25 protein-coding genes are annotated in these 25,936 nt (G+C 73.6%); 12 read left to right on the top strand and 13 right to left on the bottom strand.

Translation table 11 applies throughout. From position 1 onward, the window contains the following. Nucleotides 1-10: 10 nt before the first annotated feature. Nucleotides 11-895 carry a hypothetical protein gene (locus AAC134_RS10480; RefSeq protein ID WP_339949033.1) on the top strand — a complete coding sequence of 295 codons (885 nt, stop codon included), beginning with the start codon at nucleotides 11-13 and terminating at the stop codon, nucleotides 893-895. Between the two features lie 150 nt (nucleotides 896-1,045). Here AAC134_RS10480 and AAC134_RS10475 read toward each other — a convergent pair whose 3' ends face one another. After that, on the bottom strand, nucleotides 1,046-2,692 hold the full coding sequence (locus tag AAC134_RS10475) for an acyl-CoA synthetase (protein WP_339949032.1): 1,647 nt from the start codon (nucleotides 2,690-2,692) through the stop codon (nucleotides 1,046-1,048). Nucleotides 2,693-2,864: 172 nt separating this feature from the next. Between AAC134_RS10475 and AAC134_RS10470 the strand changes: the two genes are divergently transcribed. Beyond that, entirely contained in the window at nucleotides 2,865-3,683 is an 819-nt protein-coding gene (locus tag AAC134_RS10470) for an SDR family oxidoreductase (RefSeq protein WP_339949031.1), read from the top strand. A 121-nt stretch (nucleotides 3,684-3,804) separates the two neighbouring features. Here AAC134_RS10470 and carA read toward each other — a convergent pair whose 3' ends face one another. Next, nucleotides 3,805-4,989 carry a glutamine-hydrolyzing carbamoyl-phosphate synthase small subunit gene (gene carA, locus AAC134_RS10465; RefSeq protein WP_339949030.1) on the bottom strand — a complete coding sequence of 395 codons (1,185 nt, stop codon included), beginning with the start codon at nucleotides 4,987-4,989 and terminating at the stop codon, nucleotides 3,805-3,807. Nucleotides 4,990-5,464: 475 nt separating this feature from the next. Between carA and AAC134_RS10460 the strand changes: the two genes are divergently transcribed. Both AAC134_RS10460 and AAC134_RS10455 read left to right on the top strand, forming a co-directional pair. After that, nucleotides 5,465-5,920, top strand: coding sequence for a GatB/YqeY domain-containing protein (locus tag AAC134_RS10460; protein WP_339949029.1), 456 nt, complete (start codon nucleotides 5,465-5,467; stop codon nucleotides 5,918-5,920). 140 nt (nucleotides 5,921-6,060) lie between these two features. Continuing rightward, the gene (locus AAC134_RS10455) at nucleotides 6,061-7,020 is read left to right on the top strand and encodes a D-glycerate dehydrogenase (RefSeq protein ID WP_339949028.1); all 960 of its coding nucleotides are present in this window, start codon (nucleotides 6,061-6,063) and stop codon (nucleotides 7,018-7,020) included. Nucleotides 7,021-7,039: 19 nt separating this feature from the next. Here the strand turns inward: AAC134_RS10455 and AAC134_RS10450 are convergent, their stop codons facing one another. The 5 genes from AAC134_RS10450 to speB all read right to left on the bottom strand — a co-directional run bounded on the left by AAC134_RS10450 (nucleotide 7,040) and on the right by speB (nucleotide 11,879). Beyond that, nucleotides 7,040-7,564 (bottom strand): hypothetical protein, encoded by a 525-nt coding sequence (locus AAC134_RS10450; RefSeq protein ID WP_339949027.1) that lies wholly within the window; start codon nucleotides 7,562-7,564, stop codon nucleotides 7,040-7,042. 231 nt (nucleotides 7,565-7,795) lie between these two features. Further along, nucleotides 7,796-7,963, bottom strand: coding sequence for a hypothetical protein (locus AAC134_RS10445; protein WP_339949026.1), 168 nt, complete (start codon nucleotides 7,961-7,963; stop codon nucleotides 7,796-7,798). A gap of 308 nt (nucleotides 7,964-8,271) precedes the next feature. Beyond that, a complete protein-coding gene (locus AAC134_RS10440; protein ID WP_339949025.1) occupies nucleotides 8,272-9,603 on the bottom strand; it encodes a RodZ domain-containing protein in 1,332 nt (443 codons plus the stop codon). Between the two features lie 349 nt (nucleotides 9,604-9,952). Beyond that, nucleotides 9,953-10,804 (bottom strand): adenylate/guanylate cyclase domain-containing protein, encoded by an 852-nt coding sequence (locus AAC134_RS10435; protein ID WP_339949024.1) that lies wholly within the window; start codon nucleotides 10,802-10,804, stop codon nucleotides 9,953-9,955. Nucleotides 10,805-10,928: 124 nt separating this feature from the next. Next, complete coding sequence (gene speB, locus AAC134_RS10430; protein WP_339949023.1) at nucleotides 10,929-11,879, bottom strand: agmatinase; 951 nt, start codon at nucleotides 11,877-11,879, stop codon at nucleotides 10,929-10,931. Between the two features lie 275 nt (nucleotides 11,880-12,154). Between speB and ispG the strand changes: the two genes are divergently transcribed. Both ispG and AAC134_RS10420 read left to right on the top strand, forming a co-directional pair. After that, nucleotides 12,155-13,300, top strand: coding sequence for a flavodoxin-dependent (E)-4-hydroxy-3-methylbut-2-enyl-diphosphate synthase (gene ispG, locus AAC134_RS10425; protein WP_339949022.1), 1,146 nt, complete (start codon nucleotides 12,155-12,157; stop codon nucleotides 13,298-13,300). Beyond that, a complete protein-coding gene (locus AAC134_RS10420) occupies nucleotides 13,300-13,785 on the top strand; it encodes a DUF1499 domain-containing protein (protein WP_339949021.1) in 486 nt (161 codons plus the stop codon). Before ispG ends, AAC134_RS10420 begins: the two co-directional genes overlap by 1 nt. Here the strand turns inward: AAC134_RS10420 and AAC134_RS10415 are convergent. Beyond that, entirely contained in the window at nucleotides 13,747-14,055 is a 309-nt protein-coding gene (locus AAC134_RS10415) for a hypothetical protein (protein ID WP_339949020.1), read from the bottom strand. The two genes, AAC134_RS10420 and AAC134_RS10415, sit on opposite strands and share 39 nt — an antisense overlap. A 111-nt stretch (nucleotides 14,056-14,166) precedes the next feature. Here AAC134_RS10415 and prfA point away from each other — a divergent pair, with 111 nt between their 5' ends. The 3 genes from prfA to AAC134_RS10400 all read left to right on the top strand — a co-directional run bounded on the left by prfA (nucleotide 14,167) and on the right by AAC134_RS10400 (nucleotide 17,028). Continuing rightward, complete coding sequence (gene prfA, locus AAC134_RS10410; RefSeq protein ID WP_339949019.1) at nucleotides 14,167-15,216, top strand: peptide chain release factor 1; 1,050 nt, start codon at nucleotides 14,167-14,169, stop codon at nucleotides 15,214-15,216. Beyond that, nucleotides 15,213-16,079, top strand: a complete 867-nt coding sequence (prmC, locus tag AAC134_RS10405) for a peptide chain release factor N(5)-glutamine methyltransferase (protein ID WP_339949018.1) — start codon at nucleotides 15,213-15,215, stop codon at nucleotides 16,077-16,079. Before prfA ends, prmC begins: the two co-directional genes overlap by 4 nt. A gap of 232 nt (nucleotides 16,080-16,311) precedes the next feature. Beyond that, entirely contained in the window at nucleotides 16,312-17,028 is a 717-nt protein-coding gene (locus AAC134_RS10400; protein WP_339949017.1) for a DUF4167 domain-containing protein, read from the top strand. A gap of 418 nt (nucleotides 17,029-17,446) precedes the next feature. On the opposite strand, the gene AAC134_RS10395 is transcribed toward AAC134_RS10400, so the two are convergent. The 3 genes from AAC134_RS10395 to AAC134_RS10385 are packed head-to-tail and all read right to left on the bottom strand — an operon-like array spanning nucleotide 17,447 to nucleotide 19,469. Then, entirely contained in the window at nucleotides 17,447-17,962 is a 516-nt protein-coding gene (locus tag AAC134_RS10395; RefSeq protein WP_339949016.1) for an NUDIX domain-containing protein, read from the bottom strand. Then, on the bottom strand, nucleotides 17,959-18,522 hold the full coding sequence (gene moaB / locus AAC134_RS10390) for a molybdenum cofactor biosynthesis protein B (protein ID WP_339949015.1): 564 nt from the start codon (nucleotides 18,520-18,522) through the stop codon (nucleotides 17,959-17,961). Before moaB ends, AAC134_RS10395 begins: the two co-directional genes overlap by 4 nt. Beyond that, nucleotides 18,519-19,469, bottom strand: coding sequence for a uracil-DNA glycosylase (locus tag AAC134_RS10385; RefSeq protein ID WP_339949014.1), 951 nt, complete (start codon nucleotides 19,467-19,469; stop codon nucleotides 18,519-18,521). Before AAC134_RS10385 ends, moaB begins: the two co-directional genes overlap by 4 nt. A 467-nt stretch (nucleotides 19,470-19,936) precedes the next feature. On the opposite strand from AAC134_RS10385, the gene AAC134_RS10380 reads away from it, so the two are divergent. Then, the gene (locus AAC134_RS10380; RefSeq protein ID WP_339949013.1) at nucleotides 19,937-21,595 is read left to right on the top strand and encodes an electron transfer flavoprotein-ubiquinone oxidoreductase; all 1,659 of its coding nucleotides are present in this window, start codon (nucleotides 19,937-19,939) and stop codon (nucleotides 21,593-21,595) included. Between the two features lie 107 nt (nucleotides 21,596-21,702). Here AAC134_RS10380 and AAC134_RS10375 read toward each other — a convergent pair whose 3' ends face one another. Next, nucleotides 21,703-23,487, bottom strand: a complete 1,785-nt coding sequence (locus tag AAC134_RS10375; protein WP_339949012.1) for an alpha/beta-hydrolase family protein — start codon at nucleotides 23,485-23,487, stop codon at nucleotides 21,703-21,705. A 242-nt stretch (nucleotides 23,488-23,729) separates the two neighbouring features. Then, nucleotides 23,730-23,948, bottom strand: a complete 219-nt coding sequence (locus tag AAC134_RS10370) for a helix-turn-helix domain-containing protein (protein WP_339949011.1) — start codon at nucleotides 23,946-23,948, stop codon at nucleotides 23,730-23,732. Nucleotides 23,949-24,232: 284 nt separating this feature from the next. Between AAC134_RS10370 and AAC134_RS10365 the strand changes: the two genes are divergently transcribed. Then, nucleotides 24,233-25,057: an OmpA family protein gene (locus AAC134_RS10365; RefSeq protein WP_339949010.1), complete on the top strand. Its 825-nt coding sequence runs from the start codon at nucleotides 24,233-24,235 to the stop codon at nucleotides 25,055-25,057. Nucleotides 25,058-25,499: 442 nt separating this feature from the next. Then, entirely contained in the window at nucleotides 25,500-25,904 is a 405-nt protein-coding gene (locus AAC134_RS10360; RefSeq protein ID WP_339949009.1) for an AAA+ family ATPase, read from the top strand. The last annotated feature ends 32 nt before the right edge of the window (nucleotides 25,905-25,936 follow it).

Here is a 25,936-nt window from a genome sequence, read left to right as displayed (position 1 = left end):
GGACGCCTGAGTGACCCAGACCTCCCCGCGACGCCTCTCCCGCGCCGGCGCGCCCGCGCCGCGCGCGCTGCGCCTGCCCGTTTCCGTCTCCGTCCTGGCATTGTCGCTGGCGCTGGCCGGCTGCGTGCCGCCGGGCGCGCCGAAGCCCGGCCAGACCCCGCCCTCGCAGGCCGCCGCCGCGGTCAACGCGGGCGGGCGGACGGTGGTGATCACCCCGCCCACGGGCTTCTGCGTGGACCAGGATTCGGTCCGCCCCCAGGGCGCCGCCGCCTTCGTGCTGATCGAGGACTGCGCCCTTGCCGGCGCAGCCGACGTGCTGACCGATCCCGACGTCGACCCCGAAACGGCCCGCGTCCAGCCCGCGCTGATCGACGGGCTGGTGACCCTGTCGATCGGCGACAGCCCCCTGTTCGAGAGCGCGCCCGAGGCCGGGTTCAAGGCGCTCGAGGTGTTCCTGCGCTCCGAGGACGGGCGCGCCTCGGCCGGGCTCGGCGGCGAGGCCTCGGCGGTGACCATCGTCGAGACGCGGCAGGTGGCCGACACCCTCTATGTGCTGGTCGAGGACAAGGGCCGCAACGCGGTGCCGATCCTGGGCGAGCGCTTCTGGCGGGCCTTCACCGAGATCAACCAGCGCGCCACCATCGCCTCGCTGGGGGTGTTCGACAGCTCCTCGATGCGCGACGGGGCGAAGCTGGGGCATCTCGCGCGGGTGGTGACGGCGCTCAAGGAAGGCAACGGCGACGTCACCGATGCGGCCGAGCAGCGCCTGGCCGCCACGGCGCCCGCGGCCTCCCCCGCCCCGGTCGCGGCCCCCGACGCCCCGCCCAAGCCGGGCGTGAAGGCGGTCGCCCGCGGCCCCGTCGACACGCCCCCGCGCTCCCGCCCCGGCAGCTGACCCGACCCTCGCGCGCCGGGCGCCCGCATCGCGCGCCCGCGCCGTCTCAAGGGTCCCGAGGGCTTGTCTTCCGCGCGCCGCCAGCCGCCGCGCCGCCCGGCCGCGGCCGGGCGTTCGGCTACGGCGCGATCCGGGCGGCCGGGGGGCGGCTCAGGCGGCGCCGCGTTCGGCCATGGCCCTGGCCGCCTCGCGCAGGGCGAACTTCTGCACCTTGCCGGTCGAGGTCTTGGGCAGCTCGCCGAAGATCACCTTCCGCGGCGCCTTGAAATGGGCGAGCTCGGCCCGGCAGTGGGCGACGATCTCGGCCTCGGTCGCCTCGCGCCCCTCGCGCAGCTCGACGAAGGCGCAGGGGGTCTCGCCCCATTTCTCGTCGGGCAGCGCCACCACCGCGCACATCGCAACGGCCGGGTGACGATAGAGCGTCTCCTCGACCTCGATCGAGGAGATGTTCTCCCCCCCCGAGATGATGATGTCCTTCGAGCGGTCCTTGAGCTGGATCCACCCGTCGGGATGCTTCACCGCCAGATCCCCCGACCAGAACCAGCCGCCCTTCAGCGCCTTCTCGGTGGCCGAGGGATTCTTGAAATAGCCCTTCATCACCACGTTGCCGGCGAAGGCGACCTCGCCCATCGTCTCGCCATCCGCGGGCACCGGGGCCATGGTCTTGGGATCCAGCACGTCCAGCGCCTCGAGGGCCGCGTAGCGGATCCCCTGGCGCGCCTTCAGGCGGGCCTGCTCGGCGGGCGCGAGGTCGTCCCACTCGGGCTTCCACTCGTTGATCACGGCGGGGCCGTAGACCTCGGTCAGGCCGTAGACATGGGTGACCTTGAAGCCGGCCTCGGCCATGGCCGCCAGCGTCGCCTCGGGCGGAGGGGCGGCGGCGGTGAGGAACGAGACCGCCTGGGGCAGCGGGCGCTTCTCGGCCTCGGGCGCGTTGAGCAGCGCCGACATCACGATCGGCGCGCCGCACATGTGGGTGACGCCGTGATCGGCGATGGCGTCGTAGATCGGCTTGGCGCGCACCGCCCGCAGGCAGACATGGGTCCCCGCGCGGGCCGAGATCGTCCAGGGAAAGCACCAGCCGTTGCAGTGGAACATCGGCAGCGTCCACAGATAGACTGGGTGCTGGCCCATCCCCGCATGGATCACGTTGCCCGTGGCCAGCAGCATCGCGCCGCGGTGGTGGTAGACCACCCCCTTGGGATCGCCGGTGGTGCCCGAGGTGTAGTTCAGCGCGATCGCGTCCCACTCGTCCTGCGGCCCGGGGCCCTGGAACTCCGGATCGCCGGTCTCGAGCACGGCGTCGTAGTCCTCGGTCTCGCCGGCCGCGGCATGGGTCTCGGGCGCGGCGGGGTCGCGATAGGCCACGATCCGGGGGCTGACCGAGGCGCGGGCCAGCGCCTCGCGCGCCAGCGGGACCAGCTCGGCGTCCACGATCAGCACCCTGGCCTCGGCGTGGTCGAGGATGAAGGCGATCCCGGCCGCGTCCAGCCGGGTGTTCACCGCGTTGAGCACCGCGCCGATCATCGCGGGGCCGTAGTGACACTCCAGCATCGCGGGCGTGTTGAACAGCAGCGCCGAGACCACGTCGTCCTTGCCGATCCCCATCCCCGCCAGCGCCGAGGCCAGCCGGCGCGCGCGGGCGCGCAGCTCGGCATAGGTTCGCCGCTCCTCGCCGTTGATCGCCGCGATGTGCTCGGGGAAGGCGTCGGCGGCCCGGTCGAGCAGGCTGAGCGGGGTGAGCGGTCGGTGATTGGCGCGGCCGCGCTCGAGACCGACGGCGAAGGGCGAGGTCATGGGCGTCCTCCCTGGACAACGGGACCCCGAATACACTCCCGCAGGCGGGGGATGGCAAGGGCCGCCCCGGCGCTCTCTGTCCCCTGGCTGGCGGGCCTGCTTTTTCCATCGTTCCGTTCCGCGCCGCGCAGGGCTAGGGTGCGCGCAAACGTGGCTGCGACGAGGGAGCCGAATGGCGCAGGCGCTGGAGGGGAAGACCGCGGTGGTGACCGGGGCGGGACGCGGCGTCGGCCGCGCCATCGCGCTGAGGTTCGCCGCCGCCGGGGCGCGGGTCGTGGCCTGCGACCGGGACGAGGCCTCGCTGGCCCAGACCATCGAGCGGATCCGCGAGGAGGGCGGCGAGGCGACCGCCTTCGCCGCCGACCTCTCGGCGGCGCTGGGGGTGCAGAACCTGATGGCCTCGGCGCTGGACGCCTACGACCGGGTCGACGTGCTGGCCAACGCCATGCGGATGGTCGAGGCCGGCGACCTGCTGGACATGGATCCCGCCGCCGTGGGCAAGAGCTTCGACATGAACGTGCGGGTGTCGTTCCAGCTGTGCCAGGCGGCGGCGCGGCGGATGATCGCCCAGCGCGGCGGCGCGGCCGAGCCGCCCTCGGCCGGGGCCGGCACCGGCGCCATCGTCAACCTCAGCTCGGTGGCCGCGCGGCGCGCGGCGCCGCGGACCATCGCCTATTCGGTCGCCTGCGCGGCGATCGAGCAGATGACCCGCTCGATGGCCGTGGCGCTGGCGCCCGAGGGGATCCGGGTGAACGCGGTGGCGATGGGCTCGCTGATGACCGCTGCGATGCGCGAGTCGCTGCGCGCCAACCCCGAGTCGCGGGCCGACATCATCCGCGCCACGCCGCTCGGCCGGATCGGCGACGCCTCCGAGGCGGCCGAGGCGGCGCTGTTCCTGGCCTCGCCCGCGGCGGGCTTCGTGACGGGCCAGATCGTGGACGTGGACGGCGGCCGCTCGATCCTCGATCCGCTGGACCTGCCGGCGCTCTGAGCGCGCTCGCCCGGAAGTTGACAGCTGTCAACTTCGTTCAGCGTTGAAACGACCCCACGAGAAACACGAAGGCCGCCCCGGGGGGCGGCCTTCGTTGGACCTCGCGGTTTGCGGCCCGGCCTCACCCCATCGAGGCGACGAAGCGGTCGAAAAGGTAGTGGCTGTCCATCGGGCCGGGGCTCGCCTCGGGGTGATACTGGACCGAGAACACCGGCTTGCCGTCGACCTTGATCCCGCAGTTGGAGCCGTCGAACAGCGAGACATGGGTCTCGTCCACCCCGGCCGGCAGGCTCTGGGCGTCGACCGCGAAGCCGTGGTTCATCGAGGTGATCTCGACCTTGCCGGTCACCAGGTCCTTCACCGGATGGTTGGCGCCGTGGTGGCCGTGGGACATCTTCACCGTCCGACCACCCAGCGCCAGGGCCAGCATCTGGTGGCCGAGGCAGATGCCGAACAGCGGCAGCCCCTTGCCCAGCACGCCCTGGATCGTGGCGGCGGCGTATTCCGCGGTCGCGGCCGGATCGCCGGGGCCGTTCGAGAGGAACACCCCCTCGGGGTCATGGGCCAGCACGTCCTCGGCGGTGGCGGTGGCGGGCAGCACCGTCACGTCGCAGCCCGCCGAGGCGAGGCAGCGCAGGATGTTGCGTTTGGCGCCGTAGTCGATGGCGACCACGCGCCGGCCGGTCCCCTCGCGCCTGGGGAAGCCGCCCGGCCAGGCCCAGCGGGTTTCGTCCCAGCGGTAGGACTGCGCGCAGGAGACGTCGCGCGCAAGGTCGGCCCCCTCGAGACCGGCGAAGGCGCGGGCCTTCTCGACCAGGGCGGCGGGGTCGAAGTCGCCCTCCGCATGGTGGGCGATGGCCACGTGCGGCGCCCCGTTGAGGCGGATCGCGCGGGTCAGGCGGCGGGTGTCGACGCCGCCGACGCCGATCCGGCCGCGCCTGGCCAGCCACTCAGACAGCGGCTCGGCCGAGCGCCAGGACGACGGCGCGGTCGGATCCCAGCGGGCGATCATGCCCAGGGCGACCGGCTCTGCGGTCTCGTCGTCCTCGGGGTTGGCGCCGGTGTTGCCGATATGGGGGAAGGTGAAGGTCACGACCTGGCCCGCGTAGGAGGGATCGGTCATGATTTCCTGATAGCCGGTCATCGCGGTGTTGAAACACAGCTCGCCGACCGATTCGCCCGTCGCCCCGAAGCCTCGCCCGAACAGGACCGTGCCGTCGGAAAGCGCGATGCAGGCCGTGGCGCCCGGCGGAACGGGCAGATCGGCGGCGTCGCGGCGTGCGGCGGTCGGGGTCGCGGGCGACATGGCGGCCTCCTTGCCGGGCCCGCCGCTGGGGCGGACCGCGGGATCGGGTTGCAGGGGTTTGCGAAGCGCGCGGAAGCTATGTCCGGCGCTGCGGCGCGTCAAGGCGCGCCCGTGAAGCATGGCGGGGTTGCCGGAGGAGCCGCAGGGAAGATCGACGCGGGTCTGGCGAAACGGCGAGGATGCTCTAGATTCCGCGCCTCGGGCCGAGCAGCCGAGAAAAACGACGCCGGGCTGGACCAACCCCGGCGCGAAATGCGAGGAGGGCCCCCGCCGCCGCCCACAGGGCGCGGCGAGGACCTCAGGCGACGACCACAGCGCCCGGAATCGGTCCGAGCGCGGGCGCAGAGTGCGACTCGGATGCTGCATCGCGGGAACGAAATGAAATCAAAGGCTTGCCAAATTTTCGCCGCATTGGCGACTCGGCCGGCGCGGTGTAGGATCATCCTCCGTTCAACGCCCCCTACGGGAGCCCCCCATGCGTGACCGTCTCATCGCGGCCCTCCGCGACGCGACCGAAGCCGAGGACGCCACCCGCCTCTGCACGCTTCGCCTGATCTGCGCGGCCATTCAGGACCGCGAGGCCGCCCGCGCGGGCGACGCCGAGGCGCGCGAGGCGCTGGGCAACGCCGAGGTCCAGGAGATTCTGGCCAAGATGCTCCGCCAGCGCGAGGACAGCGTGCGGCGCTATGAGGAATCGGGCCGGCTCGACCTCGCCGAGGAGGAAACCCGCGAGGCGGAGGTGATCCGCGAGTTTCTGCCCCGCCCCCTCTCGGACGACGAGATGAGCGCGGCCATCGCCGCAGCCATCGCCGAGACCCGCGCCAGCTCGCTGCGCGACATGGGCGCGGTGATGAAGCGGCTCAAACATCGCTACGCGGGCCGGATGGATGTCTGCAAGGCCGGGGCCGAGGTGCGCAGCGCGCTGGCCTGACGCCCCCCCCGATCTTTGCGCGACGCCCCGAGGGCCCGGCCGCAACGCCGGGCCTTCGCGTTTGCGCCCCCCCTCTTTCGTCCCGGTCGCGGCGCGCCTAGCCTGCGCCTTCCCGCCCCCCTCGGACCCCGGAGCGCCGCATGTCAGAGCCCAAACCCCGCATCGTCGTCACCCGCCGCCTGCCCGAGGCGGTCGAAGCCGCGCTGAGCGAGCGGTTCGAGGCGGTGCTGAACCCCTCGGACACGCAGATGGAGGCGGGCGCGCTGGCCGAGGCGTTCGCCGGGGCCGACGCGGTGCTGTGCACCGTCGGCGACCGGATCGACGCGGCCGCGATCGGCGCCGCGCCGCGGGCGAAGATGGTCGCCACCTTTTCGGTGGGCACCAACCACATCGACCTCGAGGCCTGCCGCGCGGCGGGGTTGCGGGTCAGCTCGACGCCGGGCGTGCTGACCGACGCCACCGCCGACATCGCCCTGTCGCTGATCCTGATGGCGATGCGCCGCTGCGGCGAGGGCGAGCGGATGGTCCGCGCCGGCGCCTGGCGCGGCTGGACCCCGACCCAGCTTCTGGGCCGCGATCCCACCGGCGCGACCCTGGGAATCGTGGGCATGGGGCGGATCGGGCGGGCGACCGCCGCGCGCGCGCACCATGGCTTCGGCATGAAGATCCTCTACGCCAACCGCTCGGAGGTGGATCCGGGGATGCCGGCCGAGCGGCGCGAGCTGCCCGAGCTGATGGCGCAGGCCGACGTGATCTCGGTCCACGCCCCGGCCTCGCCCGAGAACCGCGGCCTGATCTCGGCCGAGCTGATCGCCCGGATGAAGCCCGAGGCCTACCTGATCAACACCGCCCGCGGCGACGTGGTGGACGAGCCTGCGCTGATCGCCGCGCTGCAGGCGGGCCGGATCGCGGGCGCCGGCCTCGACGTCTTTGCGCAGGAGCCGCAGGTGCCCGAGGCGCTGCGGGCGCTCGAGACCGTGGTGCTGCTGCCGCATCTGGGCTCGGCCACCCGCGCCACGCGCGAGGCGATGGGGATGAAATGCCTCGACAATCTCGCGGCCTTCTTCGACGGGCGAGCGCTGCCGGACGCGGTGGTCTGAGCCCGGCCGCCGGGCGCCCTCAGCCGGTGAAGAACAGGCGGTTGGGCATGTCGACCTCCAGCCGCTCGCGGTCCTCGTAGTCGGGGGACCAGGGGCGGTCGAGGACCAGGCAGTTGGCCGGCTTGCCGAGGATCTCCTTGATCTCGCCGACCGGGTGGGGGCCGGCGAAGGGCGTGGCGTCCCACATCAGCGTCTCGCCGTCGAACTGCACGCGGCTGCGGTCGAGCACGGCGGGAAGGCGGTCGATGCCGAAGATCGCGAAGTCCTGCGCGCCGCTGATGCCGTAGGCGCCGCAGACGGCGGTGCGGCCGGCCTCCTCGCGCAGGCGGGCGACGACGAAGAAGATGCTCTCGTCCCCGCGCTCGTTGTCGAAGCGGATGCCGCCGAGGCGGTAGGCGTTGGTCACGCTCTCGCCGGCCACGGGCTCGGCGAAGCGCCCGGCGCAGGCGGAGACGAGGGGCGCCAGCAGCGCCAGGGCCGCGAGCGCGCCGAGGGCGCGGGCGGAGGGCGAGCGGCGGCGCGGCGCGGCGGGAAATTTCAGCATCAGATCAATCCGGAGTCTGGGTATGGGCCTGTTCGGGGCGGCGTCGGTTGGCGTCGGTTCGGCGACAACCTGCCGGCAGGCCTGCGGGCGCCGCAAGAGTGAACGGCAGGTGACTTTGCGTCGGGCCTCGGCGACGCGGTCAGGCCGCAACCGCAGACGCCCCGGCCGCTGGGCGGCCGGGGCGTCGCGCTGGCCGCGGTCCCGGAGGACCGCGACGGGAGGGATCCGGGCTCAGTAGGTCTTCTGGTAGCCCGGGTAGGACGGCGCGATCACGAGGCCGCCGTCGGCCTCCGACGCGGGCACGGCCGGGCCAACCGGCGCGCAGGCCGAGACGGCGAGGCCGGCCATGAGGATCAGCGGCAGGGCTGCGCGGCGCAGGATGTGAGCATGACGGGTCATCTCGGGGTCCTCTCTGTTCGCACGGGCGGCCGGGGCTCCGGCTTCCCTCCGGCGTCGCCTGTGGCGGGCGACGTCTGGGGAACACGATGACGCGGGGAAACGGCCGCTTTCGGGCGGGAAATCGGACATGCGGGGACGATTTCAGGACGGCGAATGGGTGGATTCGCGGCGGGAATCCGGCGACCGGGATGCGTCCGGCGCGCCCCGGGGCGGGGCCTGTCGTCTTGTCTGCAAGGGATTGAGACGGATGCGGAGGCGATGCGCTCGGCGCGCCAGGGGAGGGCCCCGGCGAACCGGGCGCAGGGCCCTCAGTTCCGGGCGGCCGCCTGCGGCGCGCCGGCCGCGGGCCACTCCTGCGCCACGCGGGCGGGGGCGAGCGAGATGCGCTTGACCACCTCGCCGGGGCGGCCGAGCGGCCCGTGCAGGGCGCCCTCGACCTGAAGCCAGACGCCGCCGGCGTTGCCGGCGCGAAGCTCGGCGCCCGGCTCGTCCAGCGGCACCTGCCAGGATTCGCCCGACTCCATGATCCGCTGCACCAGGATCGAGCCGTCGCGGGCCTTCACCTGAACCCAGGCGGGATCGGTGACCACAAGCCAGACGCCCTCGGCGGCCTCGGGCGCGGCGGCGGGCGCTCCGGGCGCGGGGCGCGGCAGCGTGGCGTCGCCTGCCGAGGCGATCAGCGCCCCGCCCTGGGTCTCGGCCGCGGCGTCGGCGCCGGCCAGCGTCGAGGGGACGGCAAGCCCAAGGGTCCCGGCGTCGAGCGCCGGCGGGCCCTGCACCGGGCCCGCGGCGGGGGCCGAGGCCGGGTCCACCGCGGCCGCCTCGCGGCGGGGGCCGGCGTAGAGGCCCGAGGAGGACGGGTCGATCGAGGCGATCGGGCCGTCGCGAAGCTCCACCACCGGCGGCGCGATCTCGCGCGGGGCGTAGAGCTCGGCCAGCGCGGCTTCCTTCTGGGGGTCCCAGTCGCGGCGGGGGGCGACGTCGAGGCCCGGCCAGCCGCCGGGCGCGGCCTGGGCGTCGAAGCCCGGCAGCGCCACGTTCGGCGGCGCCTCGGCCATCGCCGGCGCCTCGTTCGAGGGGGCGAAGTCAACCCGCTGGATGTCCTTGACCAGCGCCCAGCCGCCATAGCCGAGGCCGCCGATCAGCCCGGCGAGCACCAGCACCGAGGCGAGGTCGGAGAGCGACACGCCCAGGCCCACCGGTCGGGCGCGCCCGACGGGCGCGGCGAAATGGGAGCGGGTGAGCGCGGGGTCCTGGCCCGGACGACGCGAGGGGCTGGCGGCGCCGCCCAGCCCGCCGCCGAGACGAAAGCCGCCGGCCGGCGCGGCGCCGGGCGTGCTGGCGCGCGTGGTCTGGCCGACAAAGCCGCTCTCGCCGCAGAAACGGTCGTAGATCACGTCGCCCTGCAGCCCGAGATAGCGGGCGTAGGCGCGCACGTATCCGGGCACGAACCCCTTGTTGGGGATCACGGACGCATCGCAGTTTTCGATCGCGTCTATGTAGGATGCCTTGATCCGCAGCTCCCGCTGGACGTCGAGCAGCGATTTGCCCAGCGTCGCACGGTGGCCCCGGAGCTCGTCGCCGAGCCGGACCTCATAGGAATCGAACCCGCGCAGCGCGGTGGGTTGGTCGGTGTCCATCGCCTGCTCTGCCCTGCCGCAGATGGTGACGCATTCGCGCGCTTCTCTAGTCGTCACGCACGAGGGTCGCAACCTTCCGCGCGCATAGCAGACCATACTCCGAATTTTACGATTCGCGCGCGAAAACCCGGGCCCAGCTAAGGGAATAAAGCGTTTTTCGTGAAAACAACGTTAAGAAAACCGGCCCCGGGCGCGGGGGCGCGGCTGACACGCCGCACCCTTTTTCGCCTCGCGGTCAGCCCCGCCGCCGACCGGGACAGGCCCTCCCGGCGCCGGGAGACTGTTTCGGGGCGAGACAGAATCGCCCCCCCGAAACCGCCCCCGCAACCGCCGCCCCGCCGCCAGCGGCTCAGCCGAGGTCGGCCGGCTCCCGCCCGTAGCGCCAGGGCAGGACCCGGGGGTCGCGGTAGCGCAGGATGTAGAGGGCGAAGGGGATTGCGGGGAACACGAACCAGGGCGAGGACAGCCCGCTGAGCACGTTGAGCGCGAAGAAGAACACGATCATCCCCGCCGCCCGGCGCACGCGGCGCGGCTGCGCGGCCGACCAGGCCGACCAGCGGTTGATCTCGGCCACCACGCCGCGGCGGGGCGGCGCCCAGGAGGGCGAGGGCGCCTCGGGGTCCGCATCGGGCGCCGGATCGGGATCGTTGCGCCGCTCGATCCGCACGCGCCAGCCGGGGACGGGCTCCTCGAGGCTCTTGACCTCGAGGTCGCCGGCGAAGTCGAACTCGACCGCGAGCTGCTTGCGGGCGAGCTCGCGCACCGTGCCCGAGACCATCACCCCGCCGGGCTCGGCCTGACCCTGCAGCCGCTCGGCCACGTTGACCCCGTCACCGTAGATGTCGCCATGGAGGTCGCCCGCCCCCGGCGCCCCCCCGGACGCCCCGTCGATCATCACGTCGCCCAGGTTGACGCCGATGCGAAAGCGCATCCGACGCGCAGGGGGCTGGTCGAGGAAGGCGGTCTCGAGGGATTCCTGCACGGCCACGGCGCAGCGGACCGCCTCGACCACCGAGGCGAACTCCGCGATCACCGCGTCGCCCCAGGTGTTCACCTCGCGCCCGTCGTGGGCGTCGAACTGCTCGCGCATGATGGCGCGGGCGCGGCGCAGGCGGGCGAGGGTCGCGTCCTCGTCCGCCTCCATCTGGGCGCCGAAACGCACCGCGTCGGCGTAGAAGATCGTCGTCAGCCTGCGTTTCACCGGCCCGGCTCCCCCGCGGTTCGCCCGTCGCACTTCGTCCATATGGCCGATCCGGCGGCCCGGCGCGACGTTTGCGTGGTCGAACGGTCCCCGGGCGCGGCCTTCGCGCCACGCCCGGGAGGGCTCACTCGGCCATCACGCAGAGCAGTTCGAACATCGCGTTGGCGCCGTTGATCGCGGTCAGCCCGCCGACGTCGAAGGGGGGCGAGACCTCGACGAGGTCGGCGCCCACGATCTCCTGACCTTTCAGCATGCGGATCATGCCCTGCAGCTCTCGCATCGTCAGGCCGCCGGATTCGGGCGTGCCGGTGCCGGGCGCGAAGGCGGGGTCGAGGCTGTCGATGTCGACCGAGACATAGACCGGGCCGGGGCCGGCGAACGCCAGCGCCTCGGTCATCACCTGCTTCCAGCCCTTGTCCTCGACCTCCTCGATATAGGCGACCTTCATTCCGGACTCGTGAGAGAACTTCCACATGTCGCGGTCGTAGAGGGAGCCGCGGATGCCGATCTGGACCGAGCGTTTGGGGTCCAGCAGCCCCTCGTCGGCGGCGACCTTGAACGGCGCCCCGTGGTGGAAGCGCGAGCCCATGTAGTTGTCGCCGGTGTCGCAATGGGCGTCGATCTGGATCAGGCCGACGGGGCGGTCCTTCGCGACCGCGCGCAGGATCGGCAGGGCGACGGAGTGGTCGCCCCCGCAGGACAGGGGGCGAATGCCGGCGGCGACCACCCGCTCGTAGAAGCGCTGGATCTCGAGATGGGCGCCTGTCAGCTCATAGGGTCTGGCGATGATCACGTCGCCGAGGTCGGCGATGCGCCTGGCCTCGAAGGGGCTGGCGCCGGTGGCCTGGTTGATGCGCCGGATCAGGCTGGACTGGGAGCGGACCTCGCGCGGGCCATGGCGGGCGCCCGGGCGGTTGGTGACGCCGCCGTCGAAGGGCACGCCGATCACGCCGATATCGGGGGGCGAGGCCTCGAAGTCCTCGGTCCAGGGCAGGCGGAAGAAGGTGGCGAGGCCGGCGAAGCGCGGCCGCTGCATCGGGTCGGAGAAATCCAGCGTCTCGCCGTCGTCTGACATCGGGAGGGTCCTTTGCTTGGAGAGGACTCCACCCTGCCCTGCGCCGGCGGCCCGGGCAATCGGCGCGGGCCCGGCGCGGCGCAGGGCCGCCCTCTCCCGGGCCGCCCCCGTCCGGGCGCGGCGAGCCCGTGGCGGGGTCGCGCGGCGCGCGGGGGCCTGCGATGACGCCGCGCCGCGCGGCTGGGGGTCGTCAGAAGACCGGCGAGCGCCTATGTTGCGCGGCGACCGGCCATGGAGTCGCGCAGACCTCGCGCGACCGGACGAGGACGACCTGCATGAGCATCCGACCCTGGCGCGACATCGCCCGCCGCCCCAGCCGCAAGATCCGCGTGGGCAAGGTCGAGGTGGGGGGCGACGCCCCGATCTCGGTCCAGACCATGACCAACACCCTGACCCACGACATCCGGGGCACCATCGCCCAGGTGCGCGCCTGCGCCGAGGCGGGCGCGGACATCGTGCGCGTCTCCTGCCCCGACGAGGCCTCGACGAAGGCGCTCAAGACCATCGTGGCGGCGAGCCCCGTGCCGATCGTCGCGGACATCCATTTCCACTACAAGCGCGCCATCGAGGCCGCCGAGGCCGGCGCCGCCTGCCTGCGCATCAACCCGGGCAACATCGGCTCGGACGCCAAGGTGCGCGAGGTGGTCAAGGCCGCCAAGGACCACGGCTGCTCGATCCGCATCGGGGTCAACGCGGGCTCGCTCGAGCGCGACCTGCTCGAGCGCTATGCCGAGCCCTGCCCCGAGGCGATGGTGGAATCCGGCCTGCGCCACATCCGCCTGCTCGAGGACAACGACTTTCAGGAATACAAGATCTCGCTGAAGGCCTCGGACGTGTTCCTGACCTCGGCCGCCTACATGGCGATGGCCGAGGCCACCGACGCGCCGCTGCATCTCGGCGTGACCGAGGCCGGCGGGCGCGTCTCGGGCTCGATCAAGTCCGCCATCGGGCTGGGCAACCTGCTGTGGGCGGGGATCGGGGACACGATCCGCATCAGCCTCTCGGCCGATCCGGTCGAGGAGGTGAAGGTCGGCTACGAGATCCTGAAATCGCTGAACCTGCGCCACAAGGGGGTGACGATCATCTCCTGCCCCTCCTGCGCGCGGCAGGGGTTCGACGTGATCAGGACGGTGGCGATGCTGGAAGAGCGGCTCGAGCATGTGAAGACGCCCCTGACGCTGTCGATCATCGGCTGCGTGGTGAACGGCCCGGGCGAGGCGCGCGAGACCGACATCGGCTTCACCGGCGGCGGCGCGGGCTCCGGCATGGTGTATCTGTCCGGCGCGGCGGACCACAAGATCGGCAATGGCGAGATGATCGACCACATCGTGGACCTGGTGGAACAGAAGGCCGAGGCGCTGGAAGCCGAGCGGGCCGCGGCGGAGGCCGAAGAGGCCGCCGCCGGTCAGGCGGCGCAATAATGGCCTCGCGCATCCTCACCGGCGGCGCGCTGGCCCTTCTGGTGCTCGCCGCCGGCGCCGCGGCCGCGATCCGGCTCGCCCCCGACACGCCCGAGGCCTGGCACGTCGACCCGATGGCGGCCGACGTGGGGCCCGCGGACAACTCCTGGCGCGCCGCGCCGGAGGCGGCGGCGGGCACGCCCGACGGGCGGGCGCCGAGCTATTCCGTGCCCCCCGACGAACTGGCGGTGGCCTTCGACGCGGCCGTGCTCGCGCAGCCCCGTGTGCAGCGCATCGCCGGCGATCCGGCCGAGGGGCTGATGACCTACCGCCAGCGCAGCCTGGTGTTCGGGTTCCCCGACTATGTCTCGGTGCGCGCGATGCCGGCGGCGGGGGGCTCGACGCTCGCGATCTGGTCGCGCTCGCGCTACGGCAAGTCCGACTTCGGGGTCAACGCGGAACGGGTCTCAACCTGGCTGGAGCTGCTCAAGCCGCTGGAGCAGTGAGGCGCCGGGCTGCGGGGCGCAGCCGTCCTCGAGCTTCCGCCAGGCGGGGTTGTTGAGCGACATGCCGCACACGGCGGTGTATTCGACCGAGCCGATGCGGATGCAGGTCGTGGCGCCCAGCTCCACCCGCTCGCCCCGGTTGGTGCAGTAGCAGTCGGGATAGGCGAAGCCGTCCTTGGCGGGCGGGCGCGTCCAGGCCGGCCCTGCCACGGCGAGCGAGGGCAACAGGAAGGCCGCGAGCGCGGCCGGGATCAGGCGCAGGGTCCGCATGACGCAACGATACGCGCGCCCGCGAGCGACACAAAGCGTTTTCGCCGACCCCGCCCCTCCGCGCCGTTTGGGCCGCTTGACGCCCCCTGCCCCCGGCGCGAAGACGTCTGCATGATTGCGCGCGACGCCCTCGACCAGCTGCTGGCCCGCTTCGACTACCTCGAGGCCGCCCTCGCCGAGGGGGCGGGCGACGTGGCGGCCCTGTCGCGCGACTATGCCCAGCTGCGCCCGGTCGCCGAGCAGGCCCGCGCCTACCTTGGCCTGCTGGCCGCCAGGGCCGAGGCCGAGGCGATGCTGGCGGACCCCGAGATGCGGGCGCTTGCCGAGGAGGAGCTGGCCGAGCTGCGCGAGCGCCTACCCGAGGCCGAAGCCGCCATGCGCCGCGCCCTGCTGCCCCGCGACGCCGCCGACCCGCGCCCCGCGATCCTCGAGATCCGGGCGGGGACCGGGGGCGAGGAGGCCGCGCTGTTCGCCTCCGATCTCCTGCGCATGTACGCCCGCTTTGCCGAGGTCCGCGGCTGGCGGTTCGAACTGCTGGAGGAAAGCGCCACCGAGCTCGGCGGGATCAAGGAGGCGGTGGCGGCGGTCCGCGGCGAGGGCGTCTTCGCGGCCCTGAAGCACGAGAGCGGCGTGCACCGCGTCCAGCGCGTCCCCGCGACCGAGAGCGGCGGGCGCATCCACACCTCGGCCGCCACCGTCGCGGTGCTGCCCGAGGCCGAGGAGACCGATATCGCGATCCCCGCCGCCGACATCCGCATCGACACCATGCGCGCCTCGGGCGCGGGGGGGCAGCACGTGAACACCACCGATTCCGCGGTGCGCCTGACCCACCTGCCGACGGGGATCGTGGTCACCAGCTCCGAGAAATCCCAGCACCAGAACCGCGCCCGGGCGATGGAGGTGCTGCGCGCGCGCCTGTTCGACCTGCAACGGCGCGAGAGCGATGCGGCCCGCGCGGCGGCGCGCAAGGGCCAGGTCGGCTCGGGCGACCGCTCGGAGCGGATCCGCACCTACAATTTCCCGCAAGGACGGGTGACCGATCATCGGATCAACCTGACGCTCTATCGGCTGGGGGAGGTGATGGCGGGCGACCTCTCCGAGATCGTCGCAGCCCTGAGCGAGGCCGACGAGGCCGCGCGCCTGGCGGAGATGGAGGCGTGAGCGGCTCGAGCTCCCGCGCCGGCCTGGTCTCGGACGCAGCCCGGCTGCTGGGCGCGGCGGGCGTGGGCGATCCCGCCCGCGACGCCCGCCTGCTGGCGCGCTGGGCCTCGGGGCTGGAGGCCGCGGCCTTCGCCGCCCGGCTGGACGAGCCGCCGGGCGTGGCCGAGGCCGCCCGCTTCGCCGCCGGGCTGGCCAAACGCCTCTCGCGCCAGCCGATGTCCCAGATCATGGGCGCGCGGGAGTTCTGGGGCCGCCGGTTCGAGGTCGGCCCCGACGTGCTCGACCCCCGCCCGGAGACCGAGACGCTGATCGCTGCGGCGCTTGAGGGGCCCGCGCCGCGGCGGATCCTCGACCTGGGGCTGGGCAGCGGCTGCATCCTGCTGACCCTGCTGGCCGAATGGCCCGGCGCCGCGGGTCTGGGGGTCGAACGGTCCCCCGCCGCGCTCGCCGTGGCCCGGCGCAACGCCGAGGCGCTGGGCCTCGCGGGCCGGGCCGAGCTGCAGCCCGGCGACTGGTTCGACGCGGTGCGGGGGCGGTTCGAGCTGGTGGTCTCCAACCCCCCCTACATCCCCGAGCGGGAGGTCGAGGCGCTCGATCCCGAGGTCCGCGGCTGGGAGCCCTTCGCCGCGCTCGCCGGCGGGGAGGACGGGCTGGCGGCCTACCGGGCGATCGCGGCCGGGCTCGACGGGGCGCTGGCGCCGGAGGGCCGGGCGATCCTCGAGATCGGCGCCGGCCAGGAGGACGAGGTCGAAGCGATCTTCGCCGAGCGCGGTTTCGCGTTGCGCGCGGCGCATCGCGACCTGGACGACCGGCCCCGCGCGCTGGAATTCCGCCGGGAAACCGAGGGTCCGCGTCGATTTTGACCTAATTACCGCCCTCGCGCCCTTGCGCCGAGGCCCCAACCGCATATAACACTAGACGAGTTCGTCGGAGACGCCCCCTGCGCGAGGGGTTTGCAGGCGCCGGGCGTGACGAACAGCCAATCGCATCGTAGCCGCGGAAGGTGGGTCTCTGGCCCCGAACCGCCACGGTGACCGGCCGATCGCTCCGTTTCAGGGGTCGGCTGGGCATGGATCGGGCAGAGAACCGGACGACATGAGACCATCGCAGAAGTCGAACCGCAACCGCGGCAAGAACAACCGGCCCAAGGGCCTTGGAAACGTGGTCAACCGCGTCTTCGAGAGCGCGGGCCCAGAAGGCAAGGTGCGCGGCACGCCCCAGCAGATCATCGACAAGTATGAACAGCTGGCCCGCGACGCGCAGACCGCCGGCGACCGCGTGACCGCCGAGAACTTCCTGCAGCATTCCGAGCACTATCTGCGGATGCTGTCGGCCGCCCAGGCCGAGCAGCAGGCTCATCAGCAGTCGCAGGGCCAGCAGCCGCCGATGAACGGCCACGGGCGTCGCGACGGCGACGACGACTACCGCGACCGGTCCTCGTCCGATCAGCCCGACGACGACGCCCAGGACGAGCCCCGCCGCGAGGAAACCCGCCGGGAGGAGCCCCGTCGCGAAGAGGCTCGTCGCGAGGAGCCCCGCAAGGAAGACGCCCCCCGCGCCGCCCGGTCCGAGGGCGCCCGCAGCCGCAAGTCCGAGCCGCGCAAGGGCGAAGAGCCCTCCGGCGGGATGGAGACGATCGAGGCCGACGGCGGCGACGGCTCGGCGCTGGTCGCCACGCCCGAGGCGACCGAGGAGCAGCCCCGCCCCCGCCCGCGTCGCCGCCGCACCCGGCGCGACAAGCCCGCCGACGGCGAGGCCGCGGCCAGCGACGAGCCCAAGGGCGACGCCGACACGGCCGCCGTCTCGGGCTGACGCCGGTCGCAGCTTCCGCTGATCGCGACACCGAACACCGCCCGCGCCCCCAAGGCGCGGGCGGTTTCCGTTCGCGGTCCTGCGCGGCCGTCGACGGCGAAGGGACGACGTGGCGCCCGCCCCGCGCGGCCGCCCGTGCCGAAGATCGGTCTGGCTCGGCCCGCGATCCGCGCTCCCCGCGCCCGCCCCCTCGGTCCTCCGGAGAAGATGAGCGCGCATCGCGAACCCCACGCCGCGCCCCGGGCCTCTCCCGGGGCCTGACGCGGCGCGCTCCGGACGCCGCGGCGGCAGGCAAGCTGCGGGGGGCCCGAAGTCCCTGGATCCGGGCGGCGGCCACGGACGGCCTCCGCCCTCCGTCCCGGGAGCGGGATCGGCGCCGCCGGACGCGGTCCTGCGGCCTCGCCTCGCCCCGCCCGGTTCAATCCAGCGGCGGCAGCGCCCCGGCCTCGACCAGGTCGGCGAGCCGCAGACTGGCCGGCGCCAGCGCGTCCGAGAGCGCGATCTCCCGCACCTGGCGCGGCGTCCACAGTGCGAACCCCGCCCCCTCCCCCAGCCGGATCGCGTCCGCCGGCCCCGGCAGACGCGCAAGATAGGTGTAGAGGCGCGGGCGCCCCGGCCGGGCCGAGAGGGCGCGCACATAGGGGACCAGCGAGGCGGCGGAAACCACGAGGCCGGTCTCCTCCTCGAACTCGCGGGCTGCGGCCTCGCGCAGGGTCTCGCCCGGCTCGACCCCGCCGCCGAAGGGCGCCCACAGGCCGGCCCCCGCCAGACCCGGCAGGTCGTCGCGAAGCTGCAGCAGGATGCGGCCTGCGGCGTCGAGCGCATAGACGGCGGCGCCGGCCTCGACGCCCGCGCCCTCCCACGGGCCGGTCAGGGCGAAGGCCTCGTCCAGGTCTCCCTGGGCTTCGCCGACGGGGCCGGGCTGCAGGCTCATTTCCGCCTCATGTGCTCATCGAGGCGCGGCATGATCTCGACGAAGTTGCAGGGCTTGTGGCGGTAGTCGAGCTGCGCGGCCAGGATCTCGTCCCAGGCGTCCCGACAGGCGCCGGGAGAGCCGGGCAGCGCGAACAGGTAGGTCCCCCCCGCCACGCCTCCGCAGGCCCGCGACTGCACCGCCGAGGTCCCGATCTTGCCCATCGAGACCACTGCGAAGACCGTGGCGAAGGCGTCGATCTCCTTCTCGTAGACGTCGCGGTGGGCCTCGACGGTCACGTCGCGCCCGGTCAGGCCGGTGCCCCCGGTCGAGATCGCCACGTCCACGCCCGGATCGGCCACCCAGCCGCGCAGGACCTCGGCAATGCGCGCGCGGTCGTCGGGCACGATCGCGCGCGCGGCCACAGAATGCCCCGCCGCCTCGATCCGCGCGGCCAGCGTGTCGCCCGAGCGGTCGTCGCCCGCGGTTCGCGTGTCCGAGACCGTCAGCACCGCGATGCGCAGCGGAATGAACGCGCGCTCGGCCGGGCCGCCGTGGGCGGTCGCGTCGGAGGGGCTCATGTCTCGTCCTCCCAGGGTTTCGCGCCGTCCATGGCGGCGCGCAGCGAGAGCAGGTCCCGCCAGCTCTCGCGCTTCTTGTCGGGCTGGCGCAGCAGGTAGGCGGGATGGAAGGTGGGCAGGCAGGGCGTCCCGTTCCAGAGGCGCCAGCGCCCCCGCAGCCGGGTGATGCCCATGGTCGTCTCGAGCAGCGCCTGGGCGGGCGAGGCGCCCATCAGCACCAGAAACTCCGGTTTTGCCAGCGCCACGTGCCGCTCCAGGAACGGCGTCAGCATCGCGACCTCGTCCCCCGAGGGCCGCCGGTTCTCGATCGGGCGCCAGTAGACGACGTTGGTGATGTAGCAGCCGGTCTCGGCCGCCTGCGACGCGCGGTCGAGCCCGATCGCCCCCAGCATCAGATCCAGCAGCTGTCCCGAGCGCCCCACGAAGGGCTTGCCCAGCCGATCCTCGTCCCGCCCCGGCGCCTCGCCCACGATCATCACCCGCGCCTGGGCATGCCCGTCGCAGATCACGGTGTTGCGCGCGCCCTTCTTCAGGGGCGAGCCGTCGAACCCCCGGATCGCCGCCTGCAGCGCCTCGAGCGAGGAGCAGGCGGCCGCGGCCTCGCGCGCGAGATCCACGGCCGGACGCTCGATCGCAGGGCCCGCGGCCGGCGTCCCGCGCCCGGCCGGCGGCGCCCCCGCCGGGGCGGAGCGCGGGGTGGGCGGGCGGGAGCGCTCTGTCCCGGCGGGGGCGCCGCCGGCCCCCTCCCGCCCCGCGCCCTCCTCCGCCGCCCGGGCCGCGCGCGCCGCGAGATCCGCGGCGGTCTCGGCAAAGCGGTCGCAGGGGGTCTCGGCGATGGGCTCGTCGGCGCCGCAGTCGAGCTGAAACGCCAGCGCGGCCAGCAGGGCGTCCCGCCCCGCGGCCTGCCACAAGGCTCCGCCTGCGCCCGACTCCGTCTCATGTTCCATGCGCCCTACCTAACCCGGTCTTCGGGCGCGGAGAAAGCGCGGTCTGGGTCGCGGCGCCCCGCCCCTCTCTCCCGGCCGCGCCCGCGCGCCGCCAGCCGGGAGCGCGGTTGCGCGAACGGGCGCAGGGCTGGACTCCGCGCCGCTCCGCCCCACCGTTGCGTCACGGGCGCGCTGTCCCCGCGGCTGCCTGTTGACGGCTTGCCGAGCGGTCATTAACCCCGAAGACGACCCTGCTCCGGCCCGTTCCGGAGCGCTCGCCTGACCCGCCCCCAGGGGCGACCTGACGATGCGCCCCGCCGGGGCGACCCTGACGACGCGCCCTGACGGGGCGCCACAGAGACACGCCCCTTGGGGGTGACCCATAGATGCGCCCGCCCCCGCCGAACCGCCGGCGGGGCCGGGCGGCGGACCCCCGCCCTTCGGCGGCCCGGCCTCCGCGCACGAGCCACGAGACGAGGTAGCCAGACATGAGCCAGATCGAACGCGAAACCATGGACGTCGACGTCGTCATCGTCGGCGCGGGGCCCGCCGGCCTCAGCGCCGCGATCCGCCTCAAGCAGCTGGGCGGCGACGACATGAACGTCGTGGTGCTCGAGAAGGGCTCCGAGGTCGGCGCGCACATCCTCTCGGGCGCGGTGCTCGATCCCAGCGGGCTGGACGCGCTGATCCCTGACTGGAAGGCCAAGGGCGCGCCGCTGAACACGCCGGTCACCGACGACCGCTTCCTGCTGCTGGGCGAGAACGGGGACGTGAAGATCCCCAACTTCCCGATGCCGCCGCTGATGAACAACCACGGCAACTACATCGTCTCGATGGGCAACGTCTGCCGCTGGATGGCCGAGCAGGCCGAGGAGCTGGGCGTCGAGGTGTTCCCAGGCATGTCCTGCTCGGAGCTGGTCTACGGCGACAACGGCGAAGTCGTCGGCGTCGTGGCGGGCGAGTTCGGCAAGAACCCCGACGGCACGCCGGGCGAGGGCTACGAGCCGGGCATGGAGCTGCGCGGCAAGTACGTGCTGCTGGCCGAGGGCGTGCGCGGCAGCCTCTCGAAGGTCGCCATCAACAAGTACGGCCTCGCCGAGGGCCGCGAGCCGCAGAAATACGGCCTCGGCATGAAGGAGATCTGGGAGATCGACCCCGCCAAGCACAAGGAGGGGACGGTCACCCACACCATGGGCTGGCCGCTGGGCAACAACGCCGGCGGCGGGTCTTTCATCTACCACGCCGAGAACAACCAGATCTTCATCGGCTTCGTGGTGCACCTGAACTACCAGAACCCCTACCTGCGCCCCTATCAGGAGTTCCAGCGCCTCAAGCATCACCCCGCGGTGGCCGAGCTGCTCGAGGGCGGCAAGCGCGTCGCCTACGGCGCGCGGGCAATCACCGAGGGCGGCTGGCAGTCGATGCCCAAGCTGACCTTCCCCGGCGGCGCGCTGCTCGGCTGCTCGGCGGGCATGGTCAACCTGCCCCGCATCAAGGGCAACCACAACGCCATGCTCTCGGGCAAGGCCGCGGCCGAGGCCGTGTTCGCGGCCATCGGCGAGGGTCGCCAGGGCGACGAGGTCGCCGCCTACGAGGAAGACGTGCGCACCGGCCCGATCGCGGCCGACCTCAAGCCCGTGCGCAACGTCAAGCCGCTGTGGTCCCGCTACGGCCTCTGGGGCAGCCTGGCGCTGGGCGGCGCGGACATGTGGTTCTCGTCGATCTTCGGGGGCACGTTGCTGGGCACGCTGGGTCACGGCAAGAACGACGCCGAGGCGACCCGCCGCGCCCGCCACTACGAGCCGATCGAGTATCCCAAGCCCGACGGCAAGCTGAGCTTCGACCGGCTGACCAACGTCTCGTTCGCCAACACCAACCACGCCGAGAGCCAGCCCTGCCACCTGCAGCTGAAGGATCCCGAGATCCCCATCGGCTGGACCCTGCCCAAGTTCGCCGAGCCCGCGCAGCGCTACTGCCCGGCCGGGGTCTACGAGGTGGTGAGCGACGACGACGGCTCGAACCCGCGGTTCGTGATCAACTTCCAGAACTGCGTGCACTGCAAGACCTGCGACATCAAGGATCCGCCGCAGAACATCAACTGGACAACCCCCCAGGGCGGCGACGGGCCGAACTATCCCAACATGTGAGCGCGCAGGGCCCCGGCCCGGCGACGCGACCCGACGGCCCCCGGCGCCCAGGCGCCGGGGGCCGTTTGCATTCCACAGACGGGGACGGGGACGGGGACGGGCGGTGGTCAGCGCTCCACGTCAGGGTCGGTCTCGCGAATCCGGGCGGCGATCCGGGCGCTGTCGAGCGGCCCCCAGCCCTCGCGCGCGGTGACCGCGGCCCAGGCGTCGGCATAGTCCTGGGCGGCGTAGTCGTGGCCATGCCCGGGCGGCGCGTCCGCGGCCGAGAGCATGTCGGCCGCGGTCAGAAGGAAACTGGTCAGCGGCCGCCAGGAGAACAGCGGCGTCACGTCGGCGCCGCGCGGAGGCTTCATCCAGGCCGGCTCGCGCCACCACATCGATTCCTCGAAGAAGGCGATCGGGTCCGAGGGGTTGGCCAGGAACACGATCCGCAGCGGCCCCCAGCCCTCGGCATAGGCCGCGCCCGGCAGCGAGGGGCCCAGCGTGCGCACCAGCGCCCCGTCCTCGAACACCGGCCGCCAGTCCGGAGAGCCCGCCCGCCGGTCGCGCCGCACCTGACGCCAGAACGGGTTGCGGAAGGTCGGGCCGGCCCACAGCGCGCCCTTGATCGGGTCGCGCACCCAGGCGTTGAGCGGCAGCGAGGCCTCCGAGCCCAGCGAGCCCAGGCTCAGCCCGAAGACATAGAGGCGCGGGCGCGTCGCTTCGGGCAGGCTGCGCCAGCGCTCATGGATCACCGCGAAGACCTCGCGGGCCGAGGCCTGGGCCAGCCCCGGCTCGAGGATCAGCGACAGGGGGCTCTGCAGGTAGGAATACTGCACCCCGACCACCGCGGTGTCGCCGTCGTGCATGTATTCCAGCGGAGCGATGGCTTCGTTCTGCAGCCAGCCGGTGCCGGTGGGCGTGGCGATGACCAGGATCTTGCGCTCGAACCCGCCGGCGCGGGTCAGTTCGTCGAGCGCGAGGCGGGCCTGCGCCTCGACGTCGTCGGCGGCGCGCAGGCCGACATAGGCGCGGATCGGCTCCCGCGCCGGGCGGCCGGTGGCGGCCGAGATCTCGGCGGCGCGCGGCCCCTCGTGGACGAAGCGCTTGCCCGCGCGGCCGAGCCCGTCCCAGGCGATCAGCGAGCCGGGACCGCTGGAGCGTTCGGGCAGGATGGGCGGCTCGGCCCCGGGCGGGTCGGCGACGTCGACGGCGGCCTGCACCTGGTCGATCAGGCCGATGGCGCCGCGCACCAGCGTGCCATCGACCGCGGTGACCAGCAGGCCCAGGAACAGCGCCACCCCTGCGGCCGAGGCCGCGCGGCGGCGCGACACCCGCAGGGGCGCGCGCGCCGCGGCCCGCAGCCCCCAGGCCAGCAGCGCGCCGAGCCCCAGCAACACCGCGGCCACGGCCGCGGCGGCCAGAAGGGTGCGGACGTGAAACATGTTCTCGACCGGGGGCATGCCCATCAGCGCGCGCGTCGCGTTCTGCCACCCGGCCGAGCGCCAAAGTCCGGCCGCCAGCCCCGCCGCGGCGGCGAGACTCAGCGCCTGCCCCGTGCGGCGGGCGGCCAGCGCGGCGGGCTCGGGCAGTTCCAGCCAGCGCCACAGCCAGCGCACGGCGATCGCGAGCCAGGCACCCAGCGCGAAGGAGACCCCGGCCAGCAGCGCCTGGAACGGCCAGGGCCGCGGGATCAGCGAGGGCGAGAAGGCCAGCGCGCAGACCCCCAGCCCCGCGGCGAGCACCAGCCACGAGAGCCCGCCGCCCCGCCACGCCTCGGTTCGCGCCCCGTCCGTCCGGCCTCCCGTCGCAGACCCCTGCCCCTGCGCCGCCCCCTGCGCCTGCGCCTGCGCCGGCGGCCGCGCGTCGTCAGGGGCGGCGGCGGGCGGAGGCGAGGTCTCGCGCCTGGACATCGGCGGGAGCGGAGCCTCGCCGTCCGCTCCGGGGGGCAGAGCCTCGCCGTCGGCCGCAGGCCGAGCGCTGCGGGCGGCCTCGGGCGGGCGGGACGCGCCCCGAGGAGCGCCGGCGCGGGGGTCTGGTTCCGGCATGACGCTGCTCCGACGGGCCGCACGGGGGGAGGCGCGACCCTAGACGGGCCCGCCCCCCGGCGGCAACGTCGAGCGCGCCGCGCAGCGTCCGCCGGCGGCGGCGCGGATCAGTCGTCGCCGCCCAATCGCCGGTAGAGGGTCGAGCGGCCGATCCCCAGGCGCCGCGCCGCCTCTGAAAGATTGCCCCCGTAGCGGCTTATGGCGAAGCGGATCGTTTCCGATTCGATTTCCCCGAGCGATCTGACATGGCCGTCTGTTCCGACCAGCTGCAGGCGGACGTCGGCTGCAGCCGCATCCGATTCCCCAGTTCCGAAGCGCGTCCTCATGTGGCTTTCCCGTATCACCCCGAGCGGAAAACACGGCGCCACCCGCCTTGGCGGCCCCGGTCTTCCACAGAATCGCCGCGAACCTAGCCCTCAGTCCCGAATGTGTTGTTAAAACGCGACGTGATGTGAAATCTGCGGCACGGGCGTGGCTTGCGGCGACTCGGAAAGGTTGATCGTCAAGCGCGAACGTGCGATCCGGTCCCTGAGGGTGCCAACCGTCAGGCCGTCGCCCGAACCCCACAGTCCCGGCGGCCGCAGCCGGGCGAACCGAGACGGAGAGAGGGATGAACTACATTTCCCGGATTGTCATGGCGGGCTCTGCGCTGGCTCTGGCTGGCTGCTCGTACCTGCCGGGCGCGAACCTGGCTGGGACTTTCACGGCCGAGGACTACCTCGGGACCAGCATCGAGGGCTCGTCCTTCGACGCCGCGCTGGCTCGTGAGTATCAGGCTCTGGCCGTGCGTTCCGCGCGCACCGACGTGAACTGGATGGACTCGACCGCTTACGTGGCCAAGTCCCAGGCCGCCGCCGCCGGCGGCGTCGCCCCCTGGACCCCTGAGGAGATCGGCGTTTCCGCGACCGGTTACTCCGAGATGGTCGCGGCGGTGAACGCCAACAAGGCCGCCCGCCCCGAGGCGTGCGCCAAAGCCCAGGCTTACTGGGATCAGTACCTCGAGTCGCTGGTCGAGGGCGCGTACGCGTGCGTCTCGGCCGAGGACGCGATGGCCATGTACGAGGAGGCGCTCGCCGCCTGCATCGGCGCGGCCGGCGACCTGACCGTGTACTTCGGCTTCGACCGCGCTGACATCACTGCCGCCGCTCAGGAAGTGATCAACGAGGTCGTGACCCTGCTGTCCGCCTACGGCTCGCCGCTGGTTTCGATCGTTGGCCACACCGACACCGTCGGCTCGGTCGCCTACAACCAGCGTCTGTCCGAGCGTCGCGCCACCGCCGTCGAGCGCGCCATCCTGGCCCGTGCGTCGACCGATGGCGTCAACGTGGGCACCGTGACCAAGGCCGGCCGCTCGGAGCTCGAGCTGGCCGTCCCGACCGGCGACAACGTGCGCGAGCCGCGCAACCGTCGCGCCACCATCGCGATCTCCGAGTGATCGCGACGGCCGGCCGGGCCTGAGGCCCGCCGGACGGTCAGAAACAGGAACGCCCCGCGGGTCTCCCGCGGGGCGTTTCTCTTTTGGGGGCCCTGGCGCCCGTGTCCCGAAAGCCGCGGCGCAACGGATGCGCCCGGTCGGACCGTTTGGCCCGCCGCGGCGCGGCCAGCGCGGCGCAGGTGGCCGACGTCTCCCCTTGCAGCCGGAGGCGGTGGGGCCCTGGCCCGGCGCCGGCCCACGCGCCCGCGCCTTGCCGCCCGGGCGCCCCCTCGCCAGCCGGCCCGGCGCCCCTCGCCCGCCGCTCTCGCTCCGCAACAGGCGCCCACGCCGACCCCGCCGCGGCGGGCGGACCGCCCCCACCGGCGCGCGCGTTGCGCCGCGGCTTGCGGCCCGCCGCCTCGCCCGCCTTGGCGGATGGGGCGCCGCGCCCCACATCAGCGCCATGACAACCGCCCGCACCCTCCCCGCGCTCGCCCTTCCCGCGCTTGCCCTGGCGCTGGCCCTCGCGGCCCCGCCGCTCGCCGCGCAACAGACGCCCGAGGCGCCCGCCCCCGAGGCCCAGGACGGCTGGCTGCCGGAGATCCCGGGCCTCGACGAGATGACCGACGCCGCCCGCGAGGCGATCGAGCGCCTGCGCGAGCAGCTCGGCCCCGCCCTGCGCCAGATGCGCGACGCCGTCGCCATGCTCGACGACTACGGCCCGCCCGAGATGCTGCCGAATGGCGACATCCTGATCCCCAGGCGCGAGGGCGGCGCCGAAGGGCTCGAAGATTCCGCGCCCGACGCGGGCCCCCAGGAGGCGCCCAAAGCCGCCCCCGACACGCCCGCGCCGGCCATCGACCTCTGATCCGGGCGGGCGCCGCGCCCTTCCGTCCCCCT

The organism is uncultured Albimonas sp. (assembly GCF_963977235.1).
GTDB lineage: Bacteria > Pseudomonadota > Alphaproteobacteria > Rhodobacterales > Rhodobacteraceae > Albimonas.
Note: the sequence above shows the minus strand (reverse complement) of the source record. Positions and strands in the feature narration are given on the sequence as shown.